Genomic DNA, 26,518 nt, shown 5'->3' with positions numbered 1-26,518 from the left:
TCGAAATAATCCGTTTTTTGGCTGGACGTGCCGGCCCTAGAATGGGACCGACCCCACCAACGACCTGCCCCCGACCATGACTGCTCCCTTGCTGATCGGCTCCGGCGCCGGCTTCTCCGGCGACCGCACCGACGCCGCGCTGCCGGTGGTGCGCACGCTGATTGCCTCCGGGCAGCCGGCCGCGCTGATCTTCGAGACCCTGGCCGAGCGCACGCTGGCGCTGGCGCAGCTGGCGCGGCGCAACGATCCCGCGCAGGGCTTTGAGCCGCTGCTCGACGCGCTGCTGGTGCCGGTGCTGGGCCTGTGCCTGCAACACCGCATTCCCATCGTCGGCAATTTCGGTGCCGCCAATCCGCGCGCCGCGGCGCGGCGCGTGCTGCGGCTGGCGCAGGAACTGGGCCTGCCCGCGCCGCGCGTGGCCGTGGTGGAGGGCGATGACCTGTCCGACGATGCCGGGCGCGCTCGTTTACAAGGCATTCTTGGCGACGCTTTCGACACCGATCGCTTCGTCTGCGCCAACGCCTATATCGGCGCGCAAGGCATCGCCGAGGCGATCATGGACGGCGCCCACGTGGTTGTCTGCGGGCGCGTGGCCGATCCGGCGCTGGCGGTGGGGCCGGCGATGGCGCACTTCGGCTGGGCGTGGGACGACTGGGACCGGCTGGGCGCCGCCACCATGGCCGGCCACCTGCTGGAGTGCGGGGCACAGGTCACCGGCGGCTACTTTGCCGATCCCGGCATGAAGGACGTGCCCGATGTGCACGCGCTGGGCTTCCCGATCGCGCAGCTCGACGCCGACGGCGGCATCGAGATCTTCAAGGCCGCCGGTACCGGCGGCTGCGTGGACCTGCGCACGGTCAAGGAACAGCTGCTGTACGAGGTCCACGACCCGGCCGCCTACCTGACGCCGGACGTGGTGGCCGATATCGGCGCCGTCACCGTGGCGCAACTGGGCCCGGACCGTGTCGCCGTGCGCAATGTGCGCGGCCATCCGCGCCCGGTGCAGCTCAAGGCCAATGTCTTCAGCCACGGCGGCTGGCTGGCCGAGGGCGAGATCTCGTACGCCGGCCCCAACGCCGCCGCGCGCGCGCGGCTGGCCGCCGACATCCTGCGCCGGCGCATGCAGCTGCTGGGCCATGACGCACCGATCCGCTTCGACCTGATCGGCGTGCTCAGCGTGCTGGCCGACGACGGCGGCGCCATGTTCGCGCAGCGCCAGCCGCATGAGGAAGCGGCGCAGGATGTGCGCCTGCGCGCCGCACTGGCGCATGACGACCTGGCGGTGGCGCAGGCCCTGCAGCGCGAGGTCAATGCGCTCTACACGTGCGGCCCGGCCGGCGGCGGCGGCGTGCGCACCGCGCAGCGCGCGCGGCTGAACGCGGTCTCCTGCCTCGTGCCGCGCGATGCGGTCGCGCCCACCCATACCTTTATCGACTGAGGAGGCCGCACATGACCACCACCGCCGCGCTCTACCAGTTCGCCCATGGCCGCACCGGCGACAAGGGCAACCGTTCCAACATCAGCGTGATCGCCTACGACGCGCGCGACTACGACCACCTGGTCGCGCATGTGACGGAAGACGCCGTGCGCGCGCTGTTCCGCGAGCGCCGGCCCACGGCCGTCACGCGCTACCTGGTGCCGTCGCTGCAGGCGATGAACTTCGTCCTCGACGGCGTGCTCGATGGCGGCGTCAATGACGCGCTCAACCTCGACACGCATGGCAAGGCGCTGTCGTTCCGCCTGCTGCAGCTTGAGATACCGGTGCCGCCGCGACTCGCTGGCGCCGCCCCGGATAACCACTGATCCATGGCTTCACACCGACAACGACCTGAACAGGAGACCACCATGACCCCCACGACCTCGTTCCTCAAGCCGCTGGCCGTTGCCGCGCTGGCGCTGATCCTGCCCGCGGGGCAGGCCTGGGCCGAGTTTCCCGACAAGCCGATCCGCTTTGTGGTGCCGTTCGCCGCCGGCAGCGCCACCGACCAGCTGGCACGCGCCATCGGACAGGCCATCACCGTGGACAGCAAGGCGACCGTGGTGGTCGACAACAAGCCGGGTGCCAACGGCTTCATCGCCGCGTCGGACGTGGCCAAGGCCGCCCCGGACGGCTACACCGTGCTGATCAGCACCAACACCACGCATGCGGCCAACGAGCACCTGTTCAAGAAGCTGCCGTACGACCCGGTCAAGGACTACTCGCCAATCACCGCGCTGGGCCGTGGCGGCCAGATCATGGTGGTCAACCCGCAGGTGCCGGCCAGGACCGTGGGCGAGTTCATCGCGCTGGCAAAGCAGCAGCCGGGCAAGCTCAGCTTCGGCAGCGGCAGTTCGTCGTCGCGCATTGCCGGCGAGCTGTTCCAGCAGATGGCGCATGTGCAGCTGCTGCACGTACCCTACAAGAGCAACCCGCTGGCCATCACTGACCTGCTCGGCAACCAGATCCAGATGATGATCACCGACACCGCCACCGGCCTGCCGCAGGTCAAGAGCGGCAAGCTGCGCGCGCTGGGCGTATCGGGCAAGGCACGCTCGCCGCTGGCGCCGGACGTGCCCACCATCGACGAAGCCGGCGTCAAGGGCTACGAGATGAGCTACTGGTTCGCGGCTTATGCGCCCGCGGGCACGCCGCAGCCGGTGGTGGCGAAGCTCAACGCGATGATGGTCAAGGCCGCGCGCAGCGATACCGCGGCCAGCTTCTACAAGGCGACCGGCACTGACGTGTTCACCAGCACGCCCGCGGAGCTGGCGAAGTTCCAGTCGCAAGAGTCCGGCAAGTGGGGACGTATCATCAAGGCGGCGAATATCCAGCCTGAGTGAACGCAGGACCGCGCAAGCTCCCATGCATGGAAAACGGGGCCACGTGGCCCCGATTTTTACGCAGAAGTAGGTACGCTTTGGTGCTTCCGGCCTTGATTGACAAGGGCGGGCGAGCGTCCTGTCCCGCAGATGGTCTGCCTCAAGGACTGTGTGTGCCGATACCCGACCCTGTTCTTGTCAGGACACTCGGAAGCGGTCATCCCGCTGCTCGCAGAATTGGGTACGCTTGCGCGCAGGATCGGCGGACGCTGGCCGTCCGCCGGTGCAATGCGCAGGTCAGGGCCGGCGCCGTTCCATTGCCACCATCGACGGCGTAAAGCCAAGCTGGCCGAAGAAAGCGGCTTCCGAGGAGCGCGCCGCGCGCAGCATCCAGTTGATATCGGGGTCGTTGCCGACGATATGCCGCACCAGGGCACGGCCGATGCCGCGCCGGCGGTGGCTGGGCGCCACGGCAATCATCGACAGGAAGCCGTCGCAGACGTCGTCGCACAGCGCGCGGGCAAAGCCCACCACCTCGCCTTTTTCGACCGCCACGGCCACGCGCTGGGAATTGGCCACCAGCCGCGCGAATTTTTCCGGGCCGCCCACCCGGTGAGCCCAGCCATTGGCGATCAGTAGTTGCCTGGCTGCCTCGATGTCGTCGGGCAACAAGTTACGGATTTCCATTGGCGGCTCTCCCAGTAAAGCGCGTACGGCCCCTCGCCGCCCCTTGCCACCAGGGGCGCCGCGAGTCGAGAACGGCACGGGAACCCGTGCCGCGCAATTGGCGGAGTGTAGCGAGGGTGCGCGGGCGCGTCAATTTGGCTTCCGGCGGGGTGGGGGGCCGCTCACGCCGGCGCGCCGGCGCGGTATCATGGCTTCCATGAACGCCCCAGTCTTCTCCTCCGCGCATCCGGCCGACCAACTGGCCGAATTCTCCGACGCGGATGCGGCGATCGCCCGCATCCGCGACATCTACGATGCTTCGGTCGGCGCCGTGCGCGCGCGCTTTGACGCCTTCGCCAACGGCAAGCCGCTGCCCTCGGCCGCGCATGCCTGCTATCCGTACCTGGGCATCTCGGTCAACATCGAGACCATGGTCACCGACAGCCGGCCGTCATGGGGCACGGTGGCCTACCCGGGCGTGTACGGCACCACGGTGACGCGCCCCGACCTGCTGGCCGACTACTACCGCGACCAGATCGAGCGGCTGATGCGCTATCACCGCGTGCCGGTGGTGGTGGGACTGAGCCGGCGCCCGATCCCGCTGCCGTTCGTGATCGAGGCCTCCACCACCGACATCAGCTACACCCAGGCGCGCGAGCTGGAGGCATCGTTCGTGCTGCCGGAGCTGAGCCGCATCGACGATGGCATCGCCAACGGCACCTATGAGCCGGTGCCGGGCGAGGCCTGGCCGCTGTCGCTGTTCCCGGCCGAGCGCGTGGACCTGGCGCTGCAGCGGCTGTACCACTACACCGGCACCGCGCCGCAGCACTTCCAGCGCTTCGTGCTGTTCACCAACTACCAGCGCTACGTCGACGAGTTCGTCACGCTGGGGCGCGGGCTGATGGGCAATGGCGACGGCGGCGGCTACACCCGCTTTGTCGAGCCTGGCGACGTGGTGCAGGAAATCGGCGGGGCCGAGCCCGACGACGCCACGCGCCCGCGCGCACTGCCGCAGATGCCCGCCTACCACCTGGTGCGCGAGGACAAGCTGGGCGTGACGCTGGTCAATATCGGCGTGGGCCCGTCCAACGCCAAGACCATGACCGACCACCTCGCGGTGCTGCGCCCGCACTGCTGGCTGATGGTGGGCCACTGCGGCGGCCTGCGCCGCTCGCAGCAGCTCGGCGACTATGTGCTGGCGCACGCCTATGTGCGCGACGACCACGTGCTCGACCACGACCTGCCGCCGTGGGTGCCGGTGCCGCCCATCGCCGAGATCCAGGTGGCATTGCAGGAAGCCGTCGCGCGCGTGACCGGGCTGTCCGGCAATGAGATGAAGACCCGCATGCGCACCGGCACGGTGGTGTCGACCGACGACCGCAACTGGGAGCTGAAGTCCAAGTCGCTGTATGCGCGCTTCAACCAGTCGCGCGCGATTGCCATCGACATGGAAAGCGCGGCGGTGGCGGCCAATGGCTTCCGGCTGCGCGTGCCGTACGGCACGTTGCTGTGCGTGTCGGACAAGCCGCTGCATGGCGAGCTCAAGCTGCGGGGCATGGCCAATGCGTTCTACCGCCAGCGGGTCAGCCAGCACATGACCATCGGGCTGGAGGCGATCCGTATCCTGCGTGAGAACGGCGTGGAGCAGCTGCATTCGCGCAAGCTACGCAGTTTTGATGAGCCGGCTTTCCGGTAGGTCCGCACTCTCTCTCTTCCGGAAAAAGCAAAAGGCCGGCGCCTGATTGGCGCCGGCCTTTTGCATGGGATGGCAGGATCAGAACCGATACCCCACCCCCATGCTGAACAGCCACGGATCCAGGTTCACCTTCGATACGTTCATACCCCCCGCCCTCACATCGCTGGACAGCCAGATCTTCTTGATATCGGCGTTCAGGAACCAGTTCTTGGTCAGCTTGTAGTCCATGCCGATCTGCAGCGCCGGGGCTACGCTCCAGCTGTCGAGCTGCAGCGAGTTGTTGGCGATGTCTGCACCCCAGATGCGGGTGAAGTTCAGGCCGGCGCCGATATACGGGCGGAAGGTGCCGTTGGGAATGAAGTGGTACTGCACCAGCAGTGTCGGCGGCAGATGCTTGAAGGTGCCGATCCTGTTGCCGTCGAGGTAGACGTCCTGCTTTTGCGGGACCGTCAGCACGAGTTCCGCGGCAATGTTTGGCGTGAAGAAGTAGGTGACGTCGAATTCAGGGATCCACTTGTTGTTGACCGTGATGCGGTCCGACGGGCCGATGCCGCCGACGGGGTCGGAGCTGTTGGCCATGTCGAGGTAGGTGCCGCGCAGGCGCACCATCCAGTTGCCCTGCGCCTCGTCAGCGGCGGCAGCGGGGGTGGCGAAGGCGCCCAGCATGGCGCAGGCGGCGATGGCGGAACAGGTGACCCGGGTGCGAAGAGAGAGAGTTTTCATGTGGTTCTGCTTGGTCTGGTATCGAATCCGGGCCCAGTTTGGCCGAGCAGGCCGGCGGGGGCCTTGACCCAGAACAAGCAGAAGGCATTGGGGCGCGCGGCGTCGCGATGACGCCACAGCGCAGCCTTCGCACAGCGCGGCTTGCACCGGCGCTTCTAAGCACATGCGGAATGATTCGTGGCGCCGAGCGGTAGCGCCGCTTACGCTGTGCGAAAGATCCACGCGCGCCGGCAGCGTGTGCGGATCGGCGCCGAGCATGTCGTGGGCGCCCGCTTGGGCGTCTTTCCGGGTGTGCCCCGTGGGGGCGGGGCACACCGGCTTTCTTGCGGTGTCAGGCCCCGGCGGGCTCGCCAGCCACTGCGGTCACCGCAGACCGCGGCGCCACGCCGAAGCCCGCCTGCAGGTGCCGGTTCACCCCCGAGACTACCGCGCGCAGCGAGGCCGTGACCAGGCTGGCGTCGATGCCCACGCCAAAGCCTGTCGGTGAATCGCCCACGCGCACTTCCACGTAGCACGCTGCGCGCGCGTCCGCGCCTGCGGTCATCGCATGCTCGTGGTAATCCATCACGCGTACCGGAAAGTCCAGCGCATTGACGAAGGCGTCGATGGGCCCGTTGCCGGTGCCGCGCACGCTGCACGGCTTGCCGTCGCGCACCATCTGCACCGCGATCTCCGTGGCGCCATCGCTGTCCGATACCAGCTGGTGCGATACATAGCGCAGCGGCGTCTGCTGCGCCAGGTACTCGCGCTGGAACAGACCATAAAGATCATCGGCGCTCGCCTCCATCCCGGTGTCGTCGGTCATGGCCTGCACTGCGCGGCTGAACTCGATCTGCAGGCGGCGCGGCATGTAGATGCCATGCACCTGTTCCAGCAGGTAGGCCATGCCGCCCTTGCCGGACTGGCTGTTGACGCGGATCACCGCGTCATAGCTGCGGCCGAGGTCGGCCGGGTCGATCGGCAGGTAGGGCACCTCCCAGATACCGTCCGGCTGCTGCTGCGCAAAGCCCTTGCGGATCGCATCCTGGTGCGAGCCCGAGAATGCGGTGAACACCAGGTCGCCGACATACGGATGGCGCGGATGCACCGGCAGCTGGTTGCAGTGCTCCACGCACTGGCGCACCGCATCGATATCGGAGAAGTCCAGGTTGGGCGCCACGCCCTGCGTATAGAGGTTGAGCGCCAGCGTCACCAGGTCGACATTGCCGGTGCGCTCGCCGTTGCCGAACAGGCATCCTTCCACGCGGTCGGCGCCCGCCATCACGGCCAGTTCCGCGGCGGCCACCGCGGTGCCGCGGTCGTTGTGCGGGTGCACCGACAGCGCGATGTGTTCGCGCCGGGCGAGGCGGCGGTGCATCCATTCGATCTGGTCGGCGAACACATTGGGCGTGCTGCATTCGACCGTGGTCGGCAGGTTCAGGATCATCGGGCGGCCGGGGCCGGCTTGCCAGGCGGCAGAGACCGCGTCGCTCACTTCCAGCGAGAAGTCGAGTTCGGCCAGGCTGAAGGTCTCCGGCGAATACTCATAGGTCCACGCGGTTTCCGGCATGGCATCGGTCAGCGCCTTGATCAGGCGCGTGCCCGATACCGCGACCTCCTTGATCTCTTCACGCGACGCGTTGAAGACGATGCGCCGCCAGGCCGGCGCGATCGGGTTGTACAGATGCACCGTGGCGCGCGCCGCGCCGCGTACGGAGTCGACCGTGCGGCGGATCAGGTCTTCGCGCGACTGCGTCAGCACCACGATGGTGACGTCGTCGGGGATGCGCTGCGCTTCGATCAGCATGCGCACGAAGTCGAAATCGGTCTGCGAGGCCGCGGGGAACGCGACTTCGATTTCCTTCAGGCCGATCTTTACCAGTTGCTCGAAGAAGCGCAGCTTGCGCGCCGGGTTCATCGGCTCGATCAGGGCCTGGTTGCCGTCGCGCAGGTCGGTGCTCATCCAGCGCGGTGCGCGCGTGATGGTGCGGCCGGGCCAGGTCCGGTCAGGGATGTCGACGGTGGCGGCGGGCTGGTACTTGGTGGCGGGATTGCCGAGCATACGGGGTCTCCTTCCTCGCTAGGGGAAAGTGAAAAAAGACAAACGGAAAAAGGGTGGCGAAAGGCTGCCGAACTGCCACGGGGGCCCTAGGCCCGGCAACCGATCGGTAGGCTTAGCAGTAGCGAGGAAGCGCGCAGGGCGCGGCCCGATGTCAGCGCAGCCAGCACGCGTGCGCGGGCAGCGATGCGGGACGCATCGGCAGCCTGGCAGGAAGTGCTGGAGTAACGGTTCATCGTGGCTGGAGAGGGTGGGCCGGAGCCGCTCAGGGTGTGCGCGCATGCGGCGCGGGGCCGCATTGCCGGGCAAGATTAGTCGACAACGCCTGCCTCGGTCAAGCGGCGGAGGGGCACGGCACGCCAGCGTGGCCCGATCGGGGGATCGCTTTGTGCGAAGTGCGCCAAACGGTTGGGGGCGGTCCGCCGCCGGCCCGCTGCCGCGCGTTTTTCTCTCGCCCGTATGGCGGTGACACTGCGCTGTATGGATGAGTCACGCGCATGTTCTGTGCGCTGCACCTCAGTCCTCTGGACGGTATTGCGTCCGTGCCTTTGTGCCTAGGCTGATAGCGCGGGGAAAAACGACTCGGGGGATCATCATGAGAATGAGAACGTGGGCAACCTGGCTGACAGGTTGTGCCTTGGCGATGCTCTTGGCGGCTTGCGGCGGAGGTGGCGGCGGCTCAAGCGCGCCCGCCGCGCCGGCCGCGGGCGGCAGCACGCCGCTGACCTACACCACGAAGATGAGCGTGACCTCCGGCGAGGTCGGCGTCGGCCGCACGATTACCATCAGCGCGCTGGCGGTGGACAGCAACGGCGTCGACGTATCGGGCAACACCACCTTCAACTGGGCCAGCACCGATAACACCGTTGCCACCGTGGCGGCGAGCGCCACCACGCCGGGCAGCGCCGTGGTCACGGGCGTTGCCCCCGGAACCACCACCGTGCAGGTGGTGGCGACGGTCAAGAGCGCCGACAACACGACAGTGCAGCTGCCTGCGCAGTCGGCCACCATTACCGTGGTGCCGGCGTCGACGCTGACCTATAGCTTGTCGATCCCGAGCACCAGCCTGTCGATGAGCGACGGCCAGGCACTGCCGGTAGCGGTATCGCTGGTCGACAGCAACGGCAGCGATGTGTCGGCCAGCGTCAACAGCTGGGCATGGTCGAGCAGCGGCACCGCGGTCCAGGTCACCGCCAGCCAGAACAGTGCCACGCTGAAGGCGAGCAACAGTTCGCCCACCACTGCGGCCACGGCCAGTGTCTCCGTGTCGGTCACCGCGCCCGACGGGCATACCCTCGGTGGCGTGATCGCCGTGACCGTGCAGAAGAACGGCGCCGCCGCCTATCGCGTGGTGACCACCAAGGGCGGACGCGAGGTCAACGCGCTGCAGGTGTTCAGCAGTCGTCCGGATACCTTCACCTCGCGCGTGCTGCGCCAGGATGGCCAGGACGTGACCGCGGATTTCGACGGCACCTGGACCTACACGGCGACCTCGGCCACGCTGTCCGCATCGGAAGCGGCGGGTACGCATGATGCGACGGTGCGCACCAGCCTGGCCAACGACAAGGGTCCGGTCCAGGGCAGCCTGACGGTGACCGCGGTCAGCAGCAAGCTCGGCGAGCGCCGCAGCGCCACCCTGACGGTGACGGAGAATCCGGCCTGGGCGCTGGTCAGCGACAACCAGGATCCGTTGACGCTGCTGCTGGTGCCGCCGATCCCGGTCGAGGTGACGGCACGCATGAAGCATCTGGGCGACGATGCGCAGTACACCGCCTGCAGCAACTGGGCATGGTCCAGCACCGGTCCGGTGTCACTGAGCCCGAGCCTGGTCTTGCTGCCGAACCAGGTGCGTGCCACCGGCACCGCAGCGGGCGACTTCACCATTACCGTGACCTGCACCGCGGTCGCCGACAATACGCCGCTGATGCTGGTCTTCTACGGTACGGTCAGGTAAGCATCGGTTTGCCGCACCTGGCAAAACGCCCTCCATCCGGAGGGCGTTTTGCTTCCGGCGGCACGGATGCCGGCAAAGCGTACCCGTTTCTGCGTGGCCGGCACGAGGCATTTTGTTGATGCCGGCGTGTACCGCCAATGGTGTCGGAACAAGGCCGGAGCTGCTCTTGCCACCCGTTCCCCAGATGCCCGGCAGGCCTGCTTGCACCCAAAGCGTACCCAATTCTGCGTGCAGGCGAGCAAGCCTTTACCGGCCCGTCTTATCCCCGTCAGACAGCTCGCAGATGAGCGCAGACCGCCGCTTCCGCGCCTGGCGGAAGCAGCGGGCGTACCCGTTTCTGCGTGGATTGTTTGGAAGAGGAAAGCGCGCCGTTCAGCGCTTGCGCACGAAGCGCACCACCTGCTCGGCAGGCTGTTCCTGCCCGCTGGCGGTATTGCTGGCAGGATTGGCGCCGCACGTGTTGCAGCCGCCGTCGTCGCAGCCGCTGGCGCAGCCCGCCGCGGCCTGCGGGGCGAGCCAGCGCACCAGCCGGCCGCGCCAGCCGGTGGCGGCGGTGCCGCCCAGGTGCGCGGCCAGCGCGGCCTTGACGCGCTCGCGCGTGCGCGGCGCGTAGCGCGCCAGCACCGACACCGCGCACGCCAGCACGATCAGCGGGACCAGCAGCATTTCGATGGCGTGGTAGAGGGTCATGGCAACAACTTGCCTCAGCTGAACATCAGCGCGACGCGGTAGGTCACGAACGCCGCCAGGTAGGCCAGCCCGGTCAGGTAGGCCGCCGACAGCGCCATCACCCTCCACGAGTTGGTCTCGCGCCGGATCACCGCCAGCGTGGAGATGCACTGCGGTGCAAACACGTACCAGGCCAGCAACGACAGCGCGGTGGCCAGCGACCACTGGGCGGCGATCATCGGCGCCAGTTGCGTGGCCACGGTCTCTTCACTGCCCGACAGCGCATAGACGGTCGCCAGCGCGCCCACGGCCACCTCGCGCGCGGCCAGGCCCGGCACCAGCGCGATGCAGATCTGCCAGTTGAAGCCCACCGGCGCGAACACCTTCTGCAGCGCGTGGCCGATCATGCCGGCGAAGCTGTAGTCGATGGCCGGCGCGGTCGCGCCCACGGGCGCGGACGGGAAGGTCGACAGGAACCACAGCAGCACCGTCAGCGCCAGGATCACCTTGCCCACCCGCGACAGGAAGATGCGGGCACGCTCCCACAGGCCGATGGCCACATCGCGCGGGTTGGGAATGCGGTACGAGGGCAGCTCCATCAGCAGCGGATGGTCGGTGCGGTCGCGGCGGAAGAACTTGAGCGCGTAGGCCACCACCAGCGCACTGACGATGCCGGCCACGTACAGCGCGAACAGCACCAGCCCCTGCAGGTTGAACAGGCCCATCACGGTGCGCTCGGGGATGAAGGCGCCGATCAGCAGCGCATACACCGGCAGCCGCGCCGAGCAGGTCATCAGCGGCGCCACCAGGATGGTGGTGAGCCGGTCGCGCGGGTCCTGGATGGTGCGCGTGGCCATGATGCCGGGGATGGCGCAGGCAAAGCTGGACAGCAGCGGGATGAACGAGCGCCCCGACAGCCCCGCGCCCATCATCAGGCGGTCCAGCAGGAAGGCCGCGCGCGGCAGGTAGCCGGATTCTTCCAGCGTCAGGATGAACAGAAACAGGATCAGGATCTGCGGCAGGAATACCACCACGCTGCCCAGGCCCGCGACCAGGCCGTCGACCAGCAGGCTCTTGAGCATGCCGTCGGGCAGGTACGCGCCCAGCATCTCGCCGGCCCAGTGCACGCCGCCCTCGATGCCTTCCATCAGCGGCGCGGCCCACGAGAACACCGCCTGGAACATCAGGAACAGCAGCACCGCCAGCAGCAGCAGGCCGAACACCGGGTGCAGCACGATGCGGTCGATGCGGTCGTCTTGCGCGGCGGTGCGCGCCGGCATGCTGACCGCGGCCGCCAGCAGGCGGTTGACCTCGGCGTGCACGTCCATGTCGCTGGCGGGCTCCGGGGAGGCCGGCGGGGCCGGCGGCAGGGTGTTGTCGAGCAGCTTGACCAGCGCCGCGGCACCGTCGCGCTTGACCGCGATGGTGCTGACCACCGGCACGCCGAGCGCGGCCGACAGCTTGTCGCGGTCGATCTGGATGCCGCGCCGCGCGGCGGCGTCGCTCATATTGAGCACCACCACCATCGGCAGGCCAAGGCGGCGCAGTTCCAGCACGAAGCGCAGGTGCAGGCGCAGGTTGGTGGCGTCGACCACCGACACCAGCAGGTCCGGGCGCTGCTCGCCGGGGCGCACGCCCATGCAGACGTCGCGGGTGATGGCTTCGTCGAGGCTGGCCGCGTGCAGGCTGTAGGCGCCGGGCAGGTCCAGGATGCGCACCTGGCGCCCGCCCGGCGACATGAAGTAGCCTTCCTTGCGCTCGACGGTCACGCCCGCATAGTTGGCCACCTTCTGGCGGCTGCCGGTCAGGCGGTTGAATAGTGCGGTCTTGCCGCAATTGGGATTGCCGACCAGCGCAATGCGCAGGGCAGAAGGAGAAGGAGCTGCAGACATAATCCGGGGAAGGCTCAGGCAGTCCGTTTTGCGGACGGTTTGGCGGTCTGGTCGCCGCCCTGCGTGACGGGGGCGATGCTGGTGACCGAGGCACTGGCGATCTCTACGCCGATGCGCGCCGCCTCCGAGCGGCGCAGCGCAAAGCGGGTGAAGCCTACCTGCGCCACCAGCGGGTCCATGCCGAAGGGCCCGTGGGCGATGATCTGCACGGCTTCACCGGGCACGAAGCCCAGTTCGCGCAGACGGCGCGCGACCGGATCCCCGGGGGTGGCATCGTCCACCGATTGCACTACGGCGGGCGTGCGCCGTGGAAGTTCAGACAACCGCATCATGCTTCCAGTCCGTGGCGCGGTCTGCCGCCAGGCAGTCTGCGCGGCCACGCCGAGGTATGTAAATGAAAATCGTTTTCATTGTATCGCAAATGAGGCACTGCGTTGCCCCCGCAAACGGTGGGCACGCCGGCCATTGCCGCGTCAGCGCGCGGCAGAAAGCGAATGATAACCGCTCAGCGGGCGGATGACAGGGCGCGGGACCGGGGGAAATGCCTGCTCTCGCACCGTGCCGCTACCGGGCCCGGCCCGGATCGCAATAGCTGGAACACCATGTGCGCAATTCATCCCTTTGCACGACGATTCGGCTGCACGAAACCGAATGCAAGCCGCTTCATGCAACACCGATCAATTACTGCATTTGCGTTATTGGATGCCGTAAGCCGGCAGCGTTAAGCTGCAAGCACGCTGAACACCCCGTTCCACGCGTACTTCACAAGCCATCGGTCTATGGACCGGTGGCTTTTTCTTTGGCGCTGCCCTGAGCGGTGGCTGCCATCTCTTGCACCAGGTCCACAAAGTGGTCGCGCGCCGGGTGGTCCGGTGCCGACTTCCACGCACAGTAGACCTCCGAGCGCACCGCCGCATCGGCCAGCGGCCGGAATGCGGCCCCGGCCATGCCGGAGCGCGCCAGCGCCGCCGGCACCACCGCCACGCCCATCCCTTGCGAGACCAGCGACACCACCGACAGCCAGTGCCGCACCTCGTGCCGGATCTGCGGGTAGAAGCCCTGCGCCGCGCACATGTCGAAGATCCGGCTGTAATAGTCCGGCGAAGCCTTGCGCGAGAACAGCACGAAGGGCTCGCCGCGCAATGCCGCCAGCGGCAGCTCCGGCAGCGCGGCCAGCGCGTGGTCGGCCGGCAGGCAGCAGACAAAGGGCTCGGTGTGCACCAGCGTTGCCTGCAGCGTGTCCGGCACGCGGCCGGTGTGGATGAAGGCGGCGTCGAGCTCGTCGTGCAGCAGTGCCTCGATCTGCTCCTGCGAGTTGAGCTCGGTCAGCGCCACCTGGATGCCGGGATTGGCCGCCTGGAACGCGCGCAGCGTCTGCGGCAGCCCGCGATACAGCATCGAGCCGACAAAGCCCACCCGCAGCCGCCCGACCGCGCCTGCCTCGATCTCGCGTGCCAGCACCCGCGCGGCCTCGGCCTGGGCCAGCAGCGCCGCGGCCGATTCGCGGAAGGCGCGCCCGGCCGCGGTCAGCCGCACGCCGCGGCTGTCGCGGTCGAACAGCCGCGCCCCGACCGAGGCCTCCAGCTGCTGGATATTGAGCGACAGCGGCGGCTGGGAAATGGCGAGCCGGCGCGCAGCCCGGCCGAAGTGCAGTTCCTCGGCCAGCACGAGGAAGTAACGCAGGTGTCGGAATTCCATGGCGATACAGAAATTATATGGAGCAAGCCAATTTTAGAATTAGACGCAAATCCTTGGGGTTTGAATAATGGTGTCCAGGGGACCGCCAGCCGGAGCCCGCCCAATTCCAGGAGACCAGCCATGCCGTCCAGCGCCGTGCGCGACACCACCCATCAAGCCCACGCCGCTGCGCCGGCAGCCGCCCACCCGGTACCGGACCGCCAGGGCGGCAGCCTGTTTGCCGCCGACCCGGACCTGCGCGCGCTGCTGCCGCTGTACCTGCCGCCCGACCTGTTCAACCACCTGCTGCCGCATCTCGAGCGCATGGGCGCACTGGCCGGCGGCGTGCTCGACGAGCTGGCCGGCGTGGCCGACCGCCATCCCCCCGAACTCACCTACCGCACCCGCGCCGGCGTGGACGCGCAGCGCATCGACAAGCATCCGGCCTATGTGGAGCTGGAGCGCGTGGCCTTTGCCGAATTCGGCCTGGCGGCGGCATCGCACCGCGGCGGCGTGCTGGGCTGGGACAAGCCCATGCCGCCGGCGGCTAAGTACGCGCTCACATATCTGTTCGTGCAGGCCGAGTTTGGCCTGTGCTGCCCGCTCTCGATGACCGATTCGCTGACGCGCACGCTGCGCAAGTTCGGCGATCCGGCACTGGTCGAGCGCTTCCTGCCCAACCTGACCACGCAGGTCTTTGACGATCTGTACCAGGGCGCGATGTTCATGACCGAGCAGGGCGCCGGCTCCGACGTGGCTGCCACCGCCACGCGCGCGGTGCGCGACCCCGCTGCCGAGGGCGGCTGGCGCCTGCTGGGCGACAAGTGGTTCTGCTCCAATCCCGATGCCGCGCTGGCGATGGTGCTGGCACGCGTGGAGGATGAGGACGGCAACGCCGTGCCGGGCCACAAGGGCGTGTCGCTGTTCCTGCTGCCGCGCAAGCTGGCCGACGGCAGCGACAACCACTATCGCATCATCCGCCTGAAGGACAAGCTGGGCACGCGTTCGATGGCCAGCGGCGAGATCCGGCTGGAAGGCGCGCATGCTTACCTGGTTGGCGAACCCGGCCGCGGCTTTGTGCAGATGGCCGACATGATCAACAACTCGCGCCTGTCCAACGGCGTGCGCGCCGCCGGCCTGATGCGCCGCGCGCTGACCGAGGGCCTGTTCATCGCGCGCGAGCGCCAGGCATTCGGCAAGCGCCTGCAGGACATGCCGCTGATGCGCCGCCAGCTGCTCAAGCTGACCCTGCCGACCGAACAGGCGCGCACCATGGTGTTCCAGACCGCCGAGGCGCTGCGCCGTGCCGATGCGGGCGAGGCTGACGCCTACCCGCTGATGCGCATCCTGACGCCGCTGATCAAGTTCCGCGCCTGCCGCGACGCGCGCAAGGTCACCGGCGACGCCATGGAGATCCGCGGCGGCTGCGGCTATATCGAGGAATGGAGCGATCCGCGCCTGGTGCGCGACGCCCACCTCGGCTCGATCTGGGAAGGCACCAGCAATATCGTCGCGCTCGACGTGCTGCGCGCGGTCCGTCGCGAAGGCGCGCTGCCGGTGCTGCAGGCGCACCTGGCCGGGCTGCTGGCCGATACGCCGATGCATGCGGCCGCACGTGCCACGTTTGAAGGCGCCATCGCCGCTGCTGCGACGCTGGCTGGGCAGGCCGCCGAAGCCGGCGCGCAAGGCGAGTTGCTGGCGCGCCAGGCAGCCTCGGCGCTGTACCACGTCACCAGCGCGGTGGCGATGGCATGGGAGGCCGGGCGTATCGGTTCGGTACGCCGCATGCGGCTGGCCCAGCTGGTCCTGCGCCACCGCGTGCTGCCGCAAGACCCGCTGGCCGCGCAGGCCGAGCCCGAGTGGCTGGCCGATACCGTCGCGCCGGCCGACGGCACGGTGCGTGCCGCCGGCGCGATCGACCAGGTCAACGTGTTCTGACCGGCCCGACGGCCGGCCCGCATCTGTCACACCATCCCGCCCCAGGGCGGGAGATGTCCTACACCCAGGAGACAACCCCATGAAACTCTGGCACCGCGTCGCGGCCATCGCCGCCTGCTCGCTTCTTATCGCCCCCGCCTTCGCCCAGAAGGACTTCCCGTCCAAGCCGATCATGATGGTCGTCACCTACCCGCCGGGCGGCCCCACCGATGCCATGGCGCGCACGCTTGCGGCCGCGCTCAAGTCCAGCCTGGGCCAGCCCGTGGTGGTGGAGAACCGCGCCGGCGCCGGCGGCAATATCGGCGCCGAAGCGGTGGCGCGCGCCGAGCCCGACGGCTACACGCTGATGTTCGGCACCTCGGCGCCGCTGGCGATCAACGTCAGCCTGTACCGCAAGATCAACTACGACCCGGTCAAGAGCTTCGCCCCGGTGATCCAGATCGGCCAGCTGCCCAATGTGCTGGTGGTCAATCCGTCGGTGCCGGCGAAGAACGTCAACGAACTGATCGCCTATGGCAAGGCGCACCCTGGCAAGCTGACCTATGCCTCGTCCGGCAACGGCGCGTCTTCGCACCTGGCCGGGGTGCTGTTCAACAACGTCACCGGCACGGATTTCCAGCACATCCCGTACAAGGGCACGGGTCCCGCGCTGAACGACCTGCTGGGCGGGCAGGTCAGCATGGCCTTCACCGACGTGCTGACCGCGATGCCGTTTATCAAGAGCGGCAAGATGCGCGCGCTGGGCGTGACTACCAAGGCGCGCTCGCAGGCGTTGCCGGACGTGCCGACCGTGGCCGAGCAGGGCGTGACCGGGTTCGACGTATCGGTGTTCTTCGGCGTGGTCGCGCCCGCCGGCACGCCGCCCGAAGTGATCGGCAAGCTCAACCGCGCCTTTGCCGATGCGCTCAGGCAGCCCGACGTACGCAAGACCCTGCAGGCGCAGGGCCTGGAGTTCGCGCCATCGACCACGCCCGAGCAACTGGGCGGCTTCGTCAAGGCCGAGGTCGGCAAGTGGCGCACCGTGGTGCAGAAATCCGGCGCCCAGCTGGACTGAACCGCTTGACTGAACCGCACGACCGAACCGCACAGAGATACCAGCCATGACCCAAACCAGCCCCGGCGCGCTCGCCGGCATCCGCGTGGTCGACCTGTCGCGCATCCTGGGCGGCCCGTACTGCGGCCAGGTCCTGGGCGACCACGGCGCCGACGTGCTCAAGATCGAACCGCCGCAGGGCGACGACACCCGTACCTGGGGGCCGCCGTTCAAGGACGGCGTGGCGTCCTACTACTTCGGCCTGAACCGCAACAAGCGCGTGATGCGGCTGGACCTGACCGCCGAGGCGGATCGTGAAGTCCTGCTTGCGTTGCTGGCCGAGGCCGACGTGCTGGTCGAGAACTTCAAGACCGGCACCATGGAGAAATGGGGGCTGGGCTACGACACCCTGTCCGCGCGTTTCCCGCGGCTGGTGCATTGCCGCGTGTCCGGCTTCGGCGCCGACGGCCCGCTGGGCGGCCTGCCCGGCTATGACGCCGCCATCCAGGCCATGTCCGGCATCATGAGCATCAACGGCGAGGCCGATGGCGATCCGCTGCGCGTGGGCTTGCCGGTGGTGGACATGGTGACGGGCCTGAACGCCGTGATCGGCGTGCTGCTGGCCTTGCAGGAGCGCGCCCGCAGCGGGCGCGGCCAGTTTGTCGAGGCCGCGCTTTATGACTCCGGCTTGTCGCTGCTGCATCCGCATGCGGCCAACTGGTTCATGAGCGGCAAGACGCCGCAGCGCACCGGCAACGCGCATCCGAACATCTACCCGTATGACACCGTCGCCACTGCCACCGACCCGATCTTCCTTGCCGTGGGCAATGACCGGCAGTTCCGCATCCTGTGCGAGCACCTGCGGTTGCAAGCGCTGGCCGATGACCAGCGCTATGCCACGGCTGGCGCGCGCTCGGTGAATCGCGTGGCGCTGAAGGCGGAACTGGAAGCCAGGCTGCGCGAATGCGACGGCAAGGTGCTGGCCGACGAACTGGTCGCCGCCGGCGTGCCGTGCGCGCCGGTGCTGTCCGTGGCCGATGCCTTGCAGCATCCGCATACGCAGCACCGCGAGATGGTGGTGGAGATGGAAGGCGGCTACAAGGGGCTGGGCGCGCCGGTCAAGCTGAGCCGCACGCCGGCGACGTACCGATATGCGCCATTGAGCGAAGGGGACGAGTTCCTCGCCTAGGTGCGGCGATCCGCAAGCGCTACCTGAGTCTCAAAGTGTTACCCATGTGAGTGAACTCGCTTGTTACCCATATGGTTGTTCCGTACATGTCAGACATCACAGCGCCTTGAGTTGGACTACGCTGAAAGCGCATTGGAGCGCTTCGCATCAGCAATTTGCAACTCAGTGAGCCATTATGATTAATGCGCGTACGGGTGGACCTCTTACTACTGACCGTCCAGAAGCTGCAGAACGGTATCAGCTTGCTGTGGATCGCATCCTCGGTTCCGAGGCGGGCGCTGCGGAAGCCCTGGATCAGGCCCTGGCGCTGGACAGCAATCTCGCCCTGGCCCTGGCTGCGCGCCATATGCTTGCCAAAGACGCCAATGCCGCGGACGCCGATTCTTTCAAGGCGCGTGCACTACTGGCAGCGCGAACTGCGCTGCCCTGGGAGCGTGCGCATATCTCCGCGCTCTTTGGCCTGCTTGAAGACCCTTACTCCAATCTTGCGGCGACTGAGGCCTACATCGCTGCCAATCCCGGTGACCTGCTGGTCATCTCGCAGCTTTGTGGGTATCTGATCTTCTATGGCGGTGCGCGCAAGCTTGAGCGCGTTCTCCATATCATGGAGTCGTGCGATCCCGGTTTGCACGATGATTGGGCCTGGCTCGCACGCCTGGGCTTCGCGGCCAGTGAGGCCGGCGATCAGGGCCGTGGTCGTGCACTGGTCGAGCGGGCACTGCAGCAGCGCCCACAGGCTCCCTACGTTATCCATAGCTATGCCCATGTGCTGCACGACCAGGGTGAGCCTGGAGAGTCATTGGAATTGCTGGGCAACTGGCTGAATGAACACCGCGCGTCAGCGGAGGGCGGCGCCATGTATGGCCATGTGCAGTGGCACCTGGCCCTGGCAGAGTGGCAGTTGGGGTTAGCCGAGCAGGCATGGCAGCGCTATGAGCGCTACTGTGCACCAGAGGCCACTCGCTGTGGTCCGGTGTTGACGCTCGCCGATTGTGGCGGTTTCTTGTTGCGTGAATACCTGCGCACAGGAACCACACGTCCGGTTTCAGCCGCGGTATCCGCCCTGTCCGGGCGCTTCAACGCCATGCTGTCGCATCCGTTCATAGCGCTGCATCTTGCCGGAATTCAGGCATCGGCGGGCGATATTGCTGCGCTTGAGCAAAGCAAGGCGGCTATCACGGCCAGGGAACCCAGCGACCAGGCGCGGCTCTCGCTCAGGCTGGTTGATGCCGTCAGTCAGTTTGCCAGAGGGCAGTACGCTGAGGCAGCCGATTCATTAAAGCTGGTCACTGCAGATCAACGCGTTGCCATCGGCGGGAGTCGTGTTGAGCGCATCCTGATCGATCTGCTTGAAACAAGAGCGGTTGAGCTTGCTGCCTAGTTCGCATATTGACAGGCAAAAAAAGGGCCCTATCCAGAAGATGGGCCCCGTTCTGCGTTTCAACGCTCTTTGTTGGCGGCCAGCCATCCGGCCGCCGTTCTTCATGGATTCCGACTAGCCCATCACCCCGGAATCATCCCCGGCAACAAGTAGGCCTGCACCACCGTGATGATGCCGATGATCACGGCAAACAGCAGGCTGTGCCTGACCGTGAAGCGGAACAGCTCCGACTCCTTGCCCACCAGCCCGGTCGCCGCGCAGGCCACCGCGATCGACTGCGGCGAGATCATCTTGGCGGTGACGCCGCCGGTGGTGTTGGCGGCCACCAGCAGCGTGTCGGACACGCCGATCTGGTGCGCGGTGGTGTTCTGCAGCGCGCAGAAGAGCGCATTGGACGAGGTGTCCGAGCCCGTCAGGAACACCCCCAGCCAGCCCAGGAACGGCGAGAAGAACGGGAACGCCGCACCGGTGCCGGCCAGCAGCAGCGCCAGCGTCGATGACATGCCCGAATAGTTGGCGACAAAGGCGAAGGCCAGCACCAGCCCGATCGACAGCACCGGGCGCGCCAGTTCGACCAGGGTCTCGCCAAAGGTGGCCAGCAGCGCGCGCGGCTTCATGCGCAGCAGCACGGCGGAGATCAGCGCGGTCAGCAGGATGGCGGTGCCGACGGCGGAGAGCAGGTCGATCTTCAGCACCGCGTCATAGGCCTTGGGCGCGGCCACGATCGGCGCGGCCTTGATCACCATCTGGTCCAGCCCCGGGATCCTGAACTTCAGCACCGTGCCGGCCAGCGCACCGTTGGCGGCGAAGAGCGCCTTGAACGGCTGCAGGCTCCACACCGTGACAATGGCGGTCAGGATGCCGAACGGCGCCCACGCGCGCAGCGTCTGCGCCACGGTGTAGGGCGATGCTTTGCGGCTCGCCATGTTGCCGCCGAAGCCGCCGCCGAAACCAGCCAGCGCCACCGTGCCGCCGCGGACATTGCCGCCAGCACGTTGCGACGCGCTGCGCGGCTGCCATACCTTCAGGAACGCGGCCAGCGACACCAGGCTCACCAGTGCCGAGGTGATGTCCGGCAGCTCGGGCCCGATATGGTTGGAGGTGAAGTACTGCGTCACGGCAAAGCTGCCGCCGCACACCAGCGCCGCCGGCCACGTCTCGCGCACGCCCTTGACGCCGTCCATCATGAACACCAGCCAGAACGGCACCATCAGCGACAGCAGCGGCAGTTGCCGGCCCGCCATCGCGCCGATATGGAAGGGATCGATGCCCGTCACCTGCCCGGCCACGATGATGGGGATGCCCATCGCGCCGAACGCCACCGGCGCGGTATTGGCGATCAGGCACAGGCCCGCGGCGTACAGCGGATTGAAGCCCAGGCCCACCAGCAGCGCCGCGGTGATCGCCACCGGCGCGCCGAAGCCCGCCGCGCCTTCCAGGAAGGCACCAAAGGCAAAGCCGATCAGCAGCATCTGCAGGCGCTGGTCGTCGGTGATCGACAGCACCGAGGCGCGGATCACGTCGAACTGGCCGGTCTTGACCACGATCTTGTAGAGGAACACCGCGGTCACGATGATCCACGCGATCGGCCACAGGCCGTAGGCAAAGCCGAAGCCGGCCGAGGCCAGCGCCTGCTGCGCGGGCATGCCGTAGGCAAAGATCGCCACGGCGAGCGCCAGCAGCAGGGTCACCGCGGCGGCGACATGGCCCTTCATGCGCAGCACGGCCAGCGCGATGAAGAAGAACAGGATGGGGATGGCTGCCGCCAGCGACGACAGCCACAGGCTGCCCAGCGGCGTATAGAGTTGGGTCCAGGGTTGCACGGTTTAGTCTCCTGCTTTGGTGGTGTTTCGGGAAATCCTTGTTTTCTTTGCCAGCACTGCGTGAAGGCTTACTCCGGTTGCCCCTTCTCCTTCAGCAAATCCGCCAGGCTCTTCGCCGCCGGCTTCAGCGGCGTGCGGTGCTGGGTCCAGCCCATCTGTTTCGCCGGTGTCAGCGCGCGCAGCCGCGTGGCGGCCCAGCGGAACAGGCGGTACGTGGCCGGATGCGAATACGCGCCGCTCCAGAAGCGCCACACCAGGTGTTCGCCGCGGCTGTACTTCGCGCCCTGGCCGCGCAGCGGGTTGGCGACCTGCTCTTCGGGATCGCGGTTGGCTTCGGTGCGCAGGCGCACCAGCAGTTGCGGGATCGGGATGCGCACCGGGCACACTTCGCCGCAGGCGCCGCACAGGCTCGACGCGGTGGCCAGGTCGGCGGTGGCGTCCAGCCCCAGCAGGTGCGGCGAGATGATCTTGCCGATGGGGCCGGGATAGGTCGTGCCATAGGCGTGGCCGCCGATGCGCGTGTAGACCGGGCAGTGGTTCATGCACGCGCCGCAGCGGATGCATTGCAGCGTGGCGCGCAGTTGCGTATCGGCGTAGGCCTGGGTGCGGCCGTTGTCGAGCAGCACCAGGTGGACCTCGCGCGGGCCGTCGCGCTCGCCCGCGCGGCGCGGCCCGGAGATCAGGTTGAAGTACGTGGTGATGGCCTGCCCGGTGGCCGATCGCGTCAGCAGCGTGGACAGCGGCACGATATGCTCCAGCCGGGCCACCACCTTTTCCATGCCCATGATGGCGATATGCACGTCAGGCACGGTGGTGGACAGGCGCCCGTTGCCCTCGTTCTCCACCAGCCACAGCGTGCCGGTGTCGGCGGCGGCGAAGTTCACGCCGGACAGGCCGATATCCGCTTCGACAAAGGCCTGGCGCAGCGCGCGGCGCCCGGTCTGGATCAGCGCGTCGACATCCTCGGTATAGGGCGTGCCGGGGATATGCGCCTCGAACAGTTGCGCGATATCGCCCTTGGTCTTGTGGATGGCCGGCATCACGATATGCGATGGCTTTTCGCCGGCGAGCTGGACGATGTATTCGCCCATGTCCGACTCGATGCAGTCCACGCCGCGCTCGGCCAGGTAATGGTTCAGCTCGATCTCCTCGCTGGCCATCGACTTGCCCTTGATTACGCGCTTCGCCTGCTTCGATGCCGCGATGCGGTGGATGATCGCGTTGGCCTTGTCGGCGTTCTCGGCCCAGTGCACCTGCACGCCGGCGGCGGTCAGCTTTGCCTCCAGCTGCACCAGCAGGTCCGGCAGGTTGGCCAGCGCATGCTGGCGCACCGCCTCGCCCAGGTCGCGCAGGTGCTCCAGCTCGTCGGCGTCGGGGAACTGCGCCAGGCGCTTGTCCTGCAGGAAGTCCATCGCGCCGCGAAAGCTCTGGCGCAGCTTGGGATCGTCCAGCGCCTGGCGGGCGCGCGCCTTGAAGTCCTGCGGCGAAACGAAATTCAGTGTCTGCTGGCTCATTGCCCGGCCTCCCCGGTGTCGGTCTCGATGACGACCCACAGCCGGCGCGGACCATGCGCGCCGTAGGCCAGCGTCTGCTGGATGTCGGACGTTTTGGACGGGCCGGAGATCAGCACCAGGTTGGTCGGCATGCCGTCGGACCAGCGCTCGGTGCGCGCGGCCATATGCAGGTCAACGTGCAGTGTCGACGCGCGCACCAGCGCGACGTGCAGCGGCGGCACCAGCGACACCGTGCGCGGCGAGCCCGCGTCGGGCGCGACCACCAGCGTGCCGGTGGCGGCGATGCCGGAGCGCGCCACGGTAAAGCCGGCGTCGACGGTGTCGAACAGCTCGGCCTTCCAGGCTTCGATGGGGCGGCCGTAGCCGATGGCTTCGATATGGGCAGGCAGGGCGGCGGCCAGTGCGGCGCCGGCCTTGCTGGCGGGGTCGAGCAGCAGACGCTTCACGCCGGCATTGGCCAGCTCAGTGGCCAGCAACGCCGGCCAGGCCGTTTCGCCGGCGCACCAGACTTCGGCGTGCAGCCCTTGCAGCGCTGCCTGCATCGCGGCCACCTGGTCGCCCGCGGCAGGCGTGGCGTGGCGACGCGCTGCGAAATGGCTGTCGATGCGGTGGTCGAGATCCGTGGTGGCGGGGGAGGGGGCGGGCGCGGCGGCGCGCAGCCGGCCGAGCATGCGTTCGCGGGCGCCGGGCGTGCTCATGCGGCACCTCCGGTGCGGCGCCACAGGAAGCTGGCGAGGTGCTCCACCTGCAGCGGCGCGCCGTCATGCGCGGCGGTATGGCCGATATTGAGCAGGCAGCCGCAGTCGGCCGAGACCAGCCGGTCGCAGCCGGTGGCACAGGCCGAGGCCACCTTGTCGCGCACCATGGCGCCGGAGATATCGGGATGCTTGAGCGAGAAGGTGCCGCCGAAACCGCAACATTCGGACTCGCGTTCATGCTCCACGCGGACCACCCCCGGCAGGGCGTCGACCAGGGCCACGCCGTGCTGGCGCGTACCCATTTCTCGACGGGCGCCGCACGAGGTATGCAGCACGATGCGCTCCTGCGGCTGGCTCGCCGGCGCGGCATCGCCAAAGTCCACCTTCAGCACATGCAGCAGGAACTCGCCCAGTTCATAGATGCGCCCGGCCAGTTCCAGCGCCTTGGGGCCGGCCACCGGATCGTCGGCAAAGAGTTGCGGCCAGTGGTGGCGCATCATGCCCGCGCACGAGCCGGACGGCACGATCACCGGCCACGGCTGGCTGAACAGGTCCAGCTGGGCGCGCGCCACGGCACGGGCCGCGTCGGGGTTGCCGCTGCTGTAGGCGGGCTGGCCGCAGCAGCTCTGGCCGCGCGGGAAGTGCACGGTGAGCCCTTCGCGCTCGAGCAGCCGCACGGCATCGAGGCCGGCCTGCGGCACGAACATGTCGACCAGGCAGGTGGCAAACAGGTAGACCTGCGTGGGGGCAGGGCCGGTGGGGTACTGACGATCCTTCATGTCTCGCTCCGGGCGTGCTGGGGTCGCACGTTTCGGCGCATAATTCCCGCTTCCGCGCGGCGGTACAAATTGGTTGGACCAATTTCCCCGGCGACCCGCGCAAGTTCAGGAGCGAGGACACACCGCATGACGGCAGCAACGCACGGGCGCACCCGCGGACGCGTGGAGTCGGTGATGCGCCGGATCGAGACCGCATTGCTCGACGGCACCTGGCCGCCCGGCACGCGCCTGCCGGCCGAGCGTGTGCTGGCCGGGCAATACGAGGTGGCGCGCAACACCGTGCGCGAGGCGATCCAGCGCCTGGCCGCGCGTGGCCTGCTGCAGAGCCGGCGCGGCGCGGGCGTCTACGCCACCGACCAGCTGCGCGCCGGCATTGCCTCGCCGTGGGGCCAGCTGGTGGCCGACCACCCCGCGCTGCGCGACGACATCCTGGAGTTCCGCCGCGTGCTGGAGGGTGCCACGGCCTACTTCGCGGCGCTGCGCGCCGACGCCGCCGACGTCAGGCGCATCCGTGCGCTGATGGCCGAACTGGAACGCGCGCGCACCGCCGACGACAAGCAGGCGGAGGCCGATGCCGATGCCCGGCTGCATGACGCCATCGCCCAGGCCTCGCACAACACCATGTTCCTGCACCTGCATACCAGCGTGATCGGCATGCTGCGCGAGCACATCACCATCAACGGCACCGGCCTGCGCGAACAGGACGACAGCGCGTCAGACCTGCTGCTGCTGCAGCATCGCACACTCTGCGAAGCGATCTGCGCGCGCCGGCCCGAAGAGGCGCGCACGGCCATGCAGACCCATATCGATTTCGTGCGCAGCCGGGTGGAGCAGGACGGTGCCTGAGCAGGCATTGGTCCTACCAGCGGCCCGGCGTGCCGGCTGCGCCATTCAGACCAGCCCGGCGCCGGCCAGCTCCCGCTTCAGGTAGGCATAGAAGATCGGCCCGGCGATCACGCCCGGGATGCCGAACAGTGTTTCCATCAGCAGCATCACCGTCAGCAGCTCCCACGCCGCGGCCTGGATGCGCGCGCCGATGATGCGTGCGTTCAGGAAGTACTCCAGCTTGTGGATCACCACCAGGAACACCAGCGACGCCACCGCGATCGGCAGCGACACCGACAGCGATGCGACCACGATGGCCGTGTTCGAGATCAGGTTGCCCAGCACCGGCAGCAGCCCCGCCACGAAGGTGATCACCAGCAGCGTCTTGGTCAGCGGCAGGTGCATGCCGAACAGCGGCAGCACCAGCAGCAGGTAGATCGCAGTCAGCACCGTGTTGATGGTGGAGATCTGGATCTGCGCGAAGATGAACTGCGAGAACGCCTGCTGCAGCGTGCGCGCGCGCGCCACCAGCGCCGCGGCCAGCGGCCGGCGGTTGGGACGCGCCACCGCGCGGTACAGCGCCACCATGGCGCCGATCACCAGCCCGATCAGGATATGCACCAGCGTGCGCAGCACCTCGGCACCCAGCTTCTGCGCCATCGCGGCGTGCTCGCGCAGCGTGTCGATCAGCGTGTTGGCCAGTTCGTCCACGCCATTGGGCAGCGCATCGCTGAGCCAGCGCGGCAGCTGGCCGTGCGAGCGGTCGATGATGTCCGCCACACGGTTGAGCAGCCCGTCCAGGGTGCCCTCGCCGCTGACAAAGCGCACCAGCAGCCAGCCCGCCAGCGTCAGCCCCAGCAGGATCACCGCCGACAGGATGGCCACGGCCAGCGCGTCGTGGCGCTGGTTCAGGCGCTTCAGGCGCGGCGCCAGCACGTCCACCAGCGAGTACAGCAGCAGCCCGGACAGCAGCGCCGCCACCAGGTTGGCGTGCAGCACGGTCAGGAGCGCGAGGGCGGTCAGCAGGTAGGCGACGGTGCCGACGCTGTACCACGCGGCCGGCAGCAAGCGCGGGGTGGTGGTCGGGTCGGGGTCTTTCATCGGGGTCTCCGGCATGCAATTTGCTGAAAATTATTCTGGATTCTCGCCGATCCAGATGTTGCGCCTGAGTCAGGCCGCGTGCGCTGTCGCAATGTCTTTGCGATGTTGGCATAACGCCACACG

General features: G+C 68.0%; 22 protein-coding genes. 10 read left to right on the top strand and 12 right to left on the bottom strand.

Annotated elements, in window-relative coordinates:
- Positions 1-76: 76 nt before the first annotated feature.
- From ACZ5MJ_RS25750 to ACZ5MJ_RS25740, 3 genes are read left to right on the top strand one after another with little or no spacing between them, the layout of a single operon-like run.
- The gene (locus ACZ5MJ_RS25750; protein ID WP_464226517.1) at positions 77-1,438 is read left to right on the top strand and encodes an acyclic terpene utilization AtuA family protein; all 1,362 of its coding nucleotides are present in this window, start codon (positions 77-79) and stop codon (positions 1,436-1,438) included.
- An 11-nt stretch (positions 1,439-1,449) separates the two neighbouring features.
- Positions 1,450-1,803, top strand: a complete 354-nt coding sequence (locus ACZ5MJ_RS25745; protein WP_464226516.1) for an AtuA-related protein — start codon at positions 1,450-1,452, stop codon at positions 1,801-1,803.
- A 42-nt stretch (positions 1,804-1,845) separates the two neighbouring features.
- A complete protein-coding gene (locus ACZ5MJ_RS25740) occupies positions 1,846-2,820 on the top strand; it encodes a Bug family tripartite tricarboxylate transporter substrate binding protein (RefSeq protein WP_464226515.1) in 975 nt (324 codons plus the stop codon).
- 276 nt (positions 2,821-3,096) lie between these two features.
- On the opposite strand, the gene ACZ5MJ_RS25735 is transcribed toward ACZ5MJ_RS25740, so the two are convergent.
- Positions 3,097-3,486: a GNAT family N-acetyltransferase gene (locus tag ACZ5MJ_RS25735; protein WP_464226514.1), complete on the bottom strand. Its 390-nt coding sequence runs from the start codon at positions 3,484-3,486 to the stop codon at positions 3,097-3,099.
- 187 nt (positions 3,487-3,673) lie between these two features.
- On the opposite strand from ACZ5MJ_RS25735, the gene ACZ5MJ_RS25730 reads away from it, so the two are divergent.
- Positions 3,674-5,161 (top strand): AMP nucleosidase, encoded by a 1,488-nt coding sequence (locus tag ACZ5MJ_RS25730; RefSeq protein WP_464226512.1) that lies wholly within the window; start codon positions 3,674-3,676, stop codon positions 5,159-5,161.
- A 78-nt stretch (positions 5,162-5,239) separates the two neighbouring features.
- Here ACZ5MJ_RS25730 and ACZ5MJ_RS25725 read toward each other — a convergent pair whose 3' ends face one another.
- Entirely contained in the window at positions 5,240-5,884 is a 645-nt protein-coding gene (locus ACZ5MJ_RS25725) for an OmpW/AlkL family protein (protein WP_464226511.1), read from the bottom strand.
- Positions 5,885-6,215: 331 nt separating this feature from the next.
- Positions 6,216-7,925 carry a 2-isopropylmalate synthase gene (gene leuA, locus ACZ5MJ_RS25720; protein ID WP_464226510.1) on the bottom strand — a complete coding sequence of 570 codons (1,710 nt, stop codon included), beginning with the start codon at positions 7,923-7,925 and terminating at the stop codon, positions 6,216-6,218.
- A gap of 640 nt (positions 7,926-8,565) precedes the next feature.
- On the opposite strand from leuA, the gene ACZ5MJ_RS25715 reads away from it, so the two are divergent.
- Entirely contained in the window at positions 8,566-9,876 is a 1,311-nt protein-coding gene (locus ACZ5MJ_RS25715; RefSeq protein ID WP_464226611.1) for a hypothetical protein, read from the top strand.
- 372 nt (positions 9,877-10,248) lie between these two features.
- On the opposite strand, the gene ACZ5MJ_RS25710 is transcribed toward ACZ5MJ_RS25715, so the two are convergent.
- The 4 genes from ACZ5MJ_RS25710 to ACZ5MJ_RS25695 form a co-directional block, all read right to left on the bottom strand.
- Positions 10,249-10,566 (bottom strand): DUF6587 family protein, encoded by a 318-nt coding sequence (locus ACZ5MJ_RS25710; RefSeq protein WP_464226509.1) that lies wholly within the window; start codon positions 10,564-10,566, stop codon positions 10,249-10,251.
- Between the two features lie 14 nt (positions 10,567-10,580).
- Positions 10,581-12,437 carry a ferrous iron transport protein B gene (gene feoB / locus ACZ5MJ_RS25705; RefSeq protein WP_464226508.1) on the bottom strand — a complete coding sequence of 619 codons (1,857 nt, stop codon included), beginning with the start codon at positions 12,435-12,437 and terminating at the stop codon, positions 10,581-10,583.
- Positions 12,438-12,451: 14 nt separating this feature from the next.
- Positions 12,452-12,766, bottom strand: coding sequence for a FeoA family protein (locus ACZ5MJ_RS25700; RefSeq protein WP_464226610.1), 315 nt, complete (start codon positions 12,764-12,766; stop codon positions 12,452-12,454).
- Positions 12,767-13,214: 448 nt separating this feature from the next.
- Entirely contained in the window at positions 13,215-14,135 is a 921-nt protein-coding gene (locus tag ACZ5MJ_RS25695) for a LysR family transcriptional regulator (protein ID WP_464226507.1), read from the bottom strand.
- 120 nt (positions 14,136-14,255) lie between these two features.
- Here ACZ5MJ_RS25695 and ACZ5MJ_RS25690 point away from each other — a divergent pair, with 120 nt between their 5' ends.
- From ACZ5MJ_RS25690 to ACZ5MJ_RS25675, 4 genes are all read left to right on the top strand, one after another.
- Complete coding sequence (locus ACZ5MJ_RS25690) at positions 14,256-16,052, top strand: acyl-CoA dehydrogenase family protein (RefSeq protein WP_464226506.1); 1,797 nt, start codon at positions 14,256-14,258, stop codon at positions 16,050-16,052.
- A gap of 79 nt (positions 16,053-16,131) precedes the next feature.
- Positions 16,132-17,106, top strand: a complete 975-nt coding sequence (locus tag ACZ5MJ_RS25685; protein WP_464226505.1) for a Bug family tripartite tricarboxylate transporter substrate binding protein — start codon at positions 16,132-16,134, stop codon at positions 17,104-17,106.
- Between the two features lie 46 nt (positions 17,107-17,152).
- A complete protein-coding gene (locus ACZ5MJ_RS25680; RefSeq protein ID WP_464226504.1) occupies positions 17,153-18,274 on the top strand; it encodes a CaiB/BaiF CoA transferase family protein in 1,122 nt (373 codons plus the stop codon).
- Positions 18,275-18,521: 247 nt separating this feature from the next.
- Complete coding sequence (locus ACZ5MJ_RS25675; RefSeq protein WP_464226503.1) at positions 18,522-19,655, top strand: tetratricopeptide repeat protein; 1,134 nt, start codon at positions 18,522-18,524, stop codon at positions 19,653-19,655.
- Positions 19,656-19,777: 122 nt separating this feature from the next.
- Here the strand turns inward: ACZ5MJ_RS25675 and ACZ5MJ_RS25670 are convergent, their stop codons facing one another.
- From ACZ5MJ_RS25670 to ACZ5MJ_RS25655, 4 genes are all read right to left on the bottom strand, one after another.
- Positions 19,778-21,478 (bottom strand): lactate permease LctP family transporter, encoded by a 1,701-nt coding sequence (locus ACZ5MJ_RS25670; protein WP_464226501.1) that lies wholly within the window; start codon positions 21,476-21,478, stop codon positions 19,778-19,780.
- Positions 21,479-21,546: 68 nt separating this feature from the next.
- On the bottom strand, positions 21,547-22,992 hold the full coding sequence (locus ACZ5MJ_RS25665) for a LutB/LldF family L-lactate oxidation iron-sulfur protein (RefSeq protein WP_464226500.1): 1,446 nt from the start codon (positions 22,990-22,992) through the stop codon (positions 21,547-21,549).
- Positions 22,989-23,690, bottom strand: coding sequence for a LutC/YkgG family protein (locus tag ACZ5MJ_RS25660; RefSeq protein WP_464226499.1), 702 nt, complete (start codon positions 23,688-23,690; stop codon positions 22,989-22,991). The genes ACZ5MJ_RS25665 and ACZ5MJ_RS25660 overlap by 4 nt, the downstream gene beginning before the upstream one ends.
- Entirely contained in the window at positions 23,687-24,469 is a 783-nt protein-coding gene (locus ACZ5MJ_RS25655) for a (Fe-S)-binding protein (RefSeq protein WP_464226498.1), read from the bottom strand. The genes ACZ5MJ_RS25660 and ACZ5MJ_RS25655 overlap by 4 nt, the downstream gene beginning before the upstream one ends.
- Positions 24,470-24,595: 126 nt before the next feature.
- Between ACZ5MJ_RS25655 and ACZ5MJ_RS25650 the strand changes: the two genes are divergently transcribed.
- On the top strand, positions 24,596-25,315 hold the full coding sequence (locus tag ACZ5MJ_RS25650; protein ID WP_464226497.1) for a FadR/GntR family transcriptional regulator: 720 nt from the start codon (positions 24,596-24,598) through the stop codon (positions 25,313-25,315).
- A 45-nt stretch (positions 25,316-25,360) separates the two neighbouring features.
- On the opposite strand, the gene ACZ5MJ_RS25645 is transcribed toward ACZ5MJ_RS25650, so the two are convergent.
- Positions 25,361-26,395, bottom strand: coding sequence for an AI-2E family transporter (locus tag ACZ5MJ_RS25645; protein WP_464226496.1), 1,035 nt, complete (start codon positions 26,393-26,395; stop codon positions 25,361-25,363).
- Positions 26,396-26,518 lie beyond the last annotated feature (123 nt).

Source organism: Cupriavidus sp. LA-1, assembly GCF_055385985.1.
The sequence above is the reverse complement of the archived record's forward strand: the minus strand, read 5'-3'. Positions and strand labels throughout refer to the sequence as shown.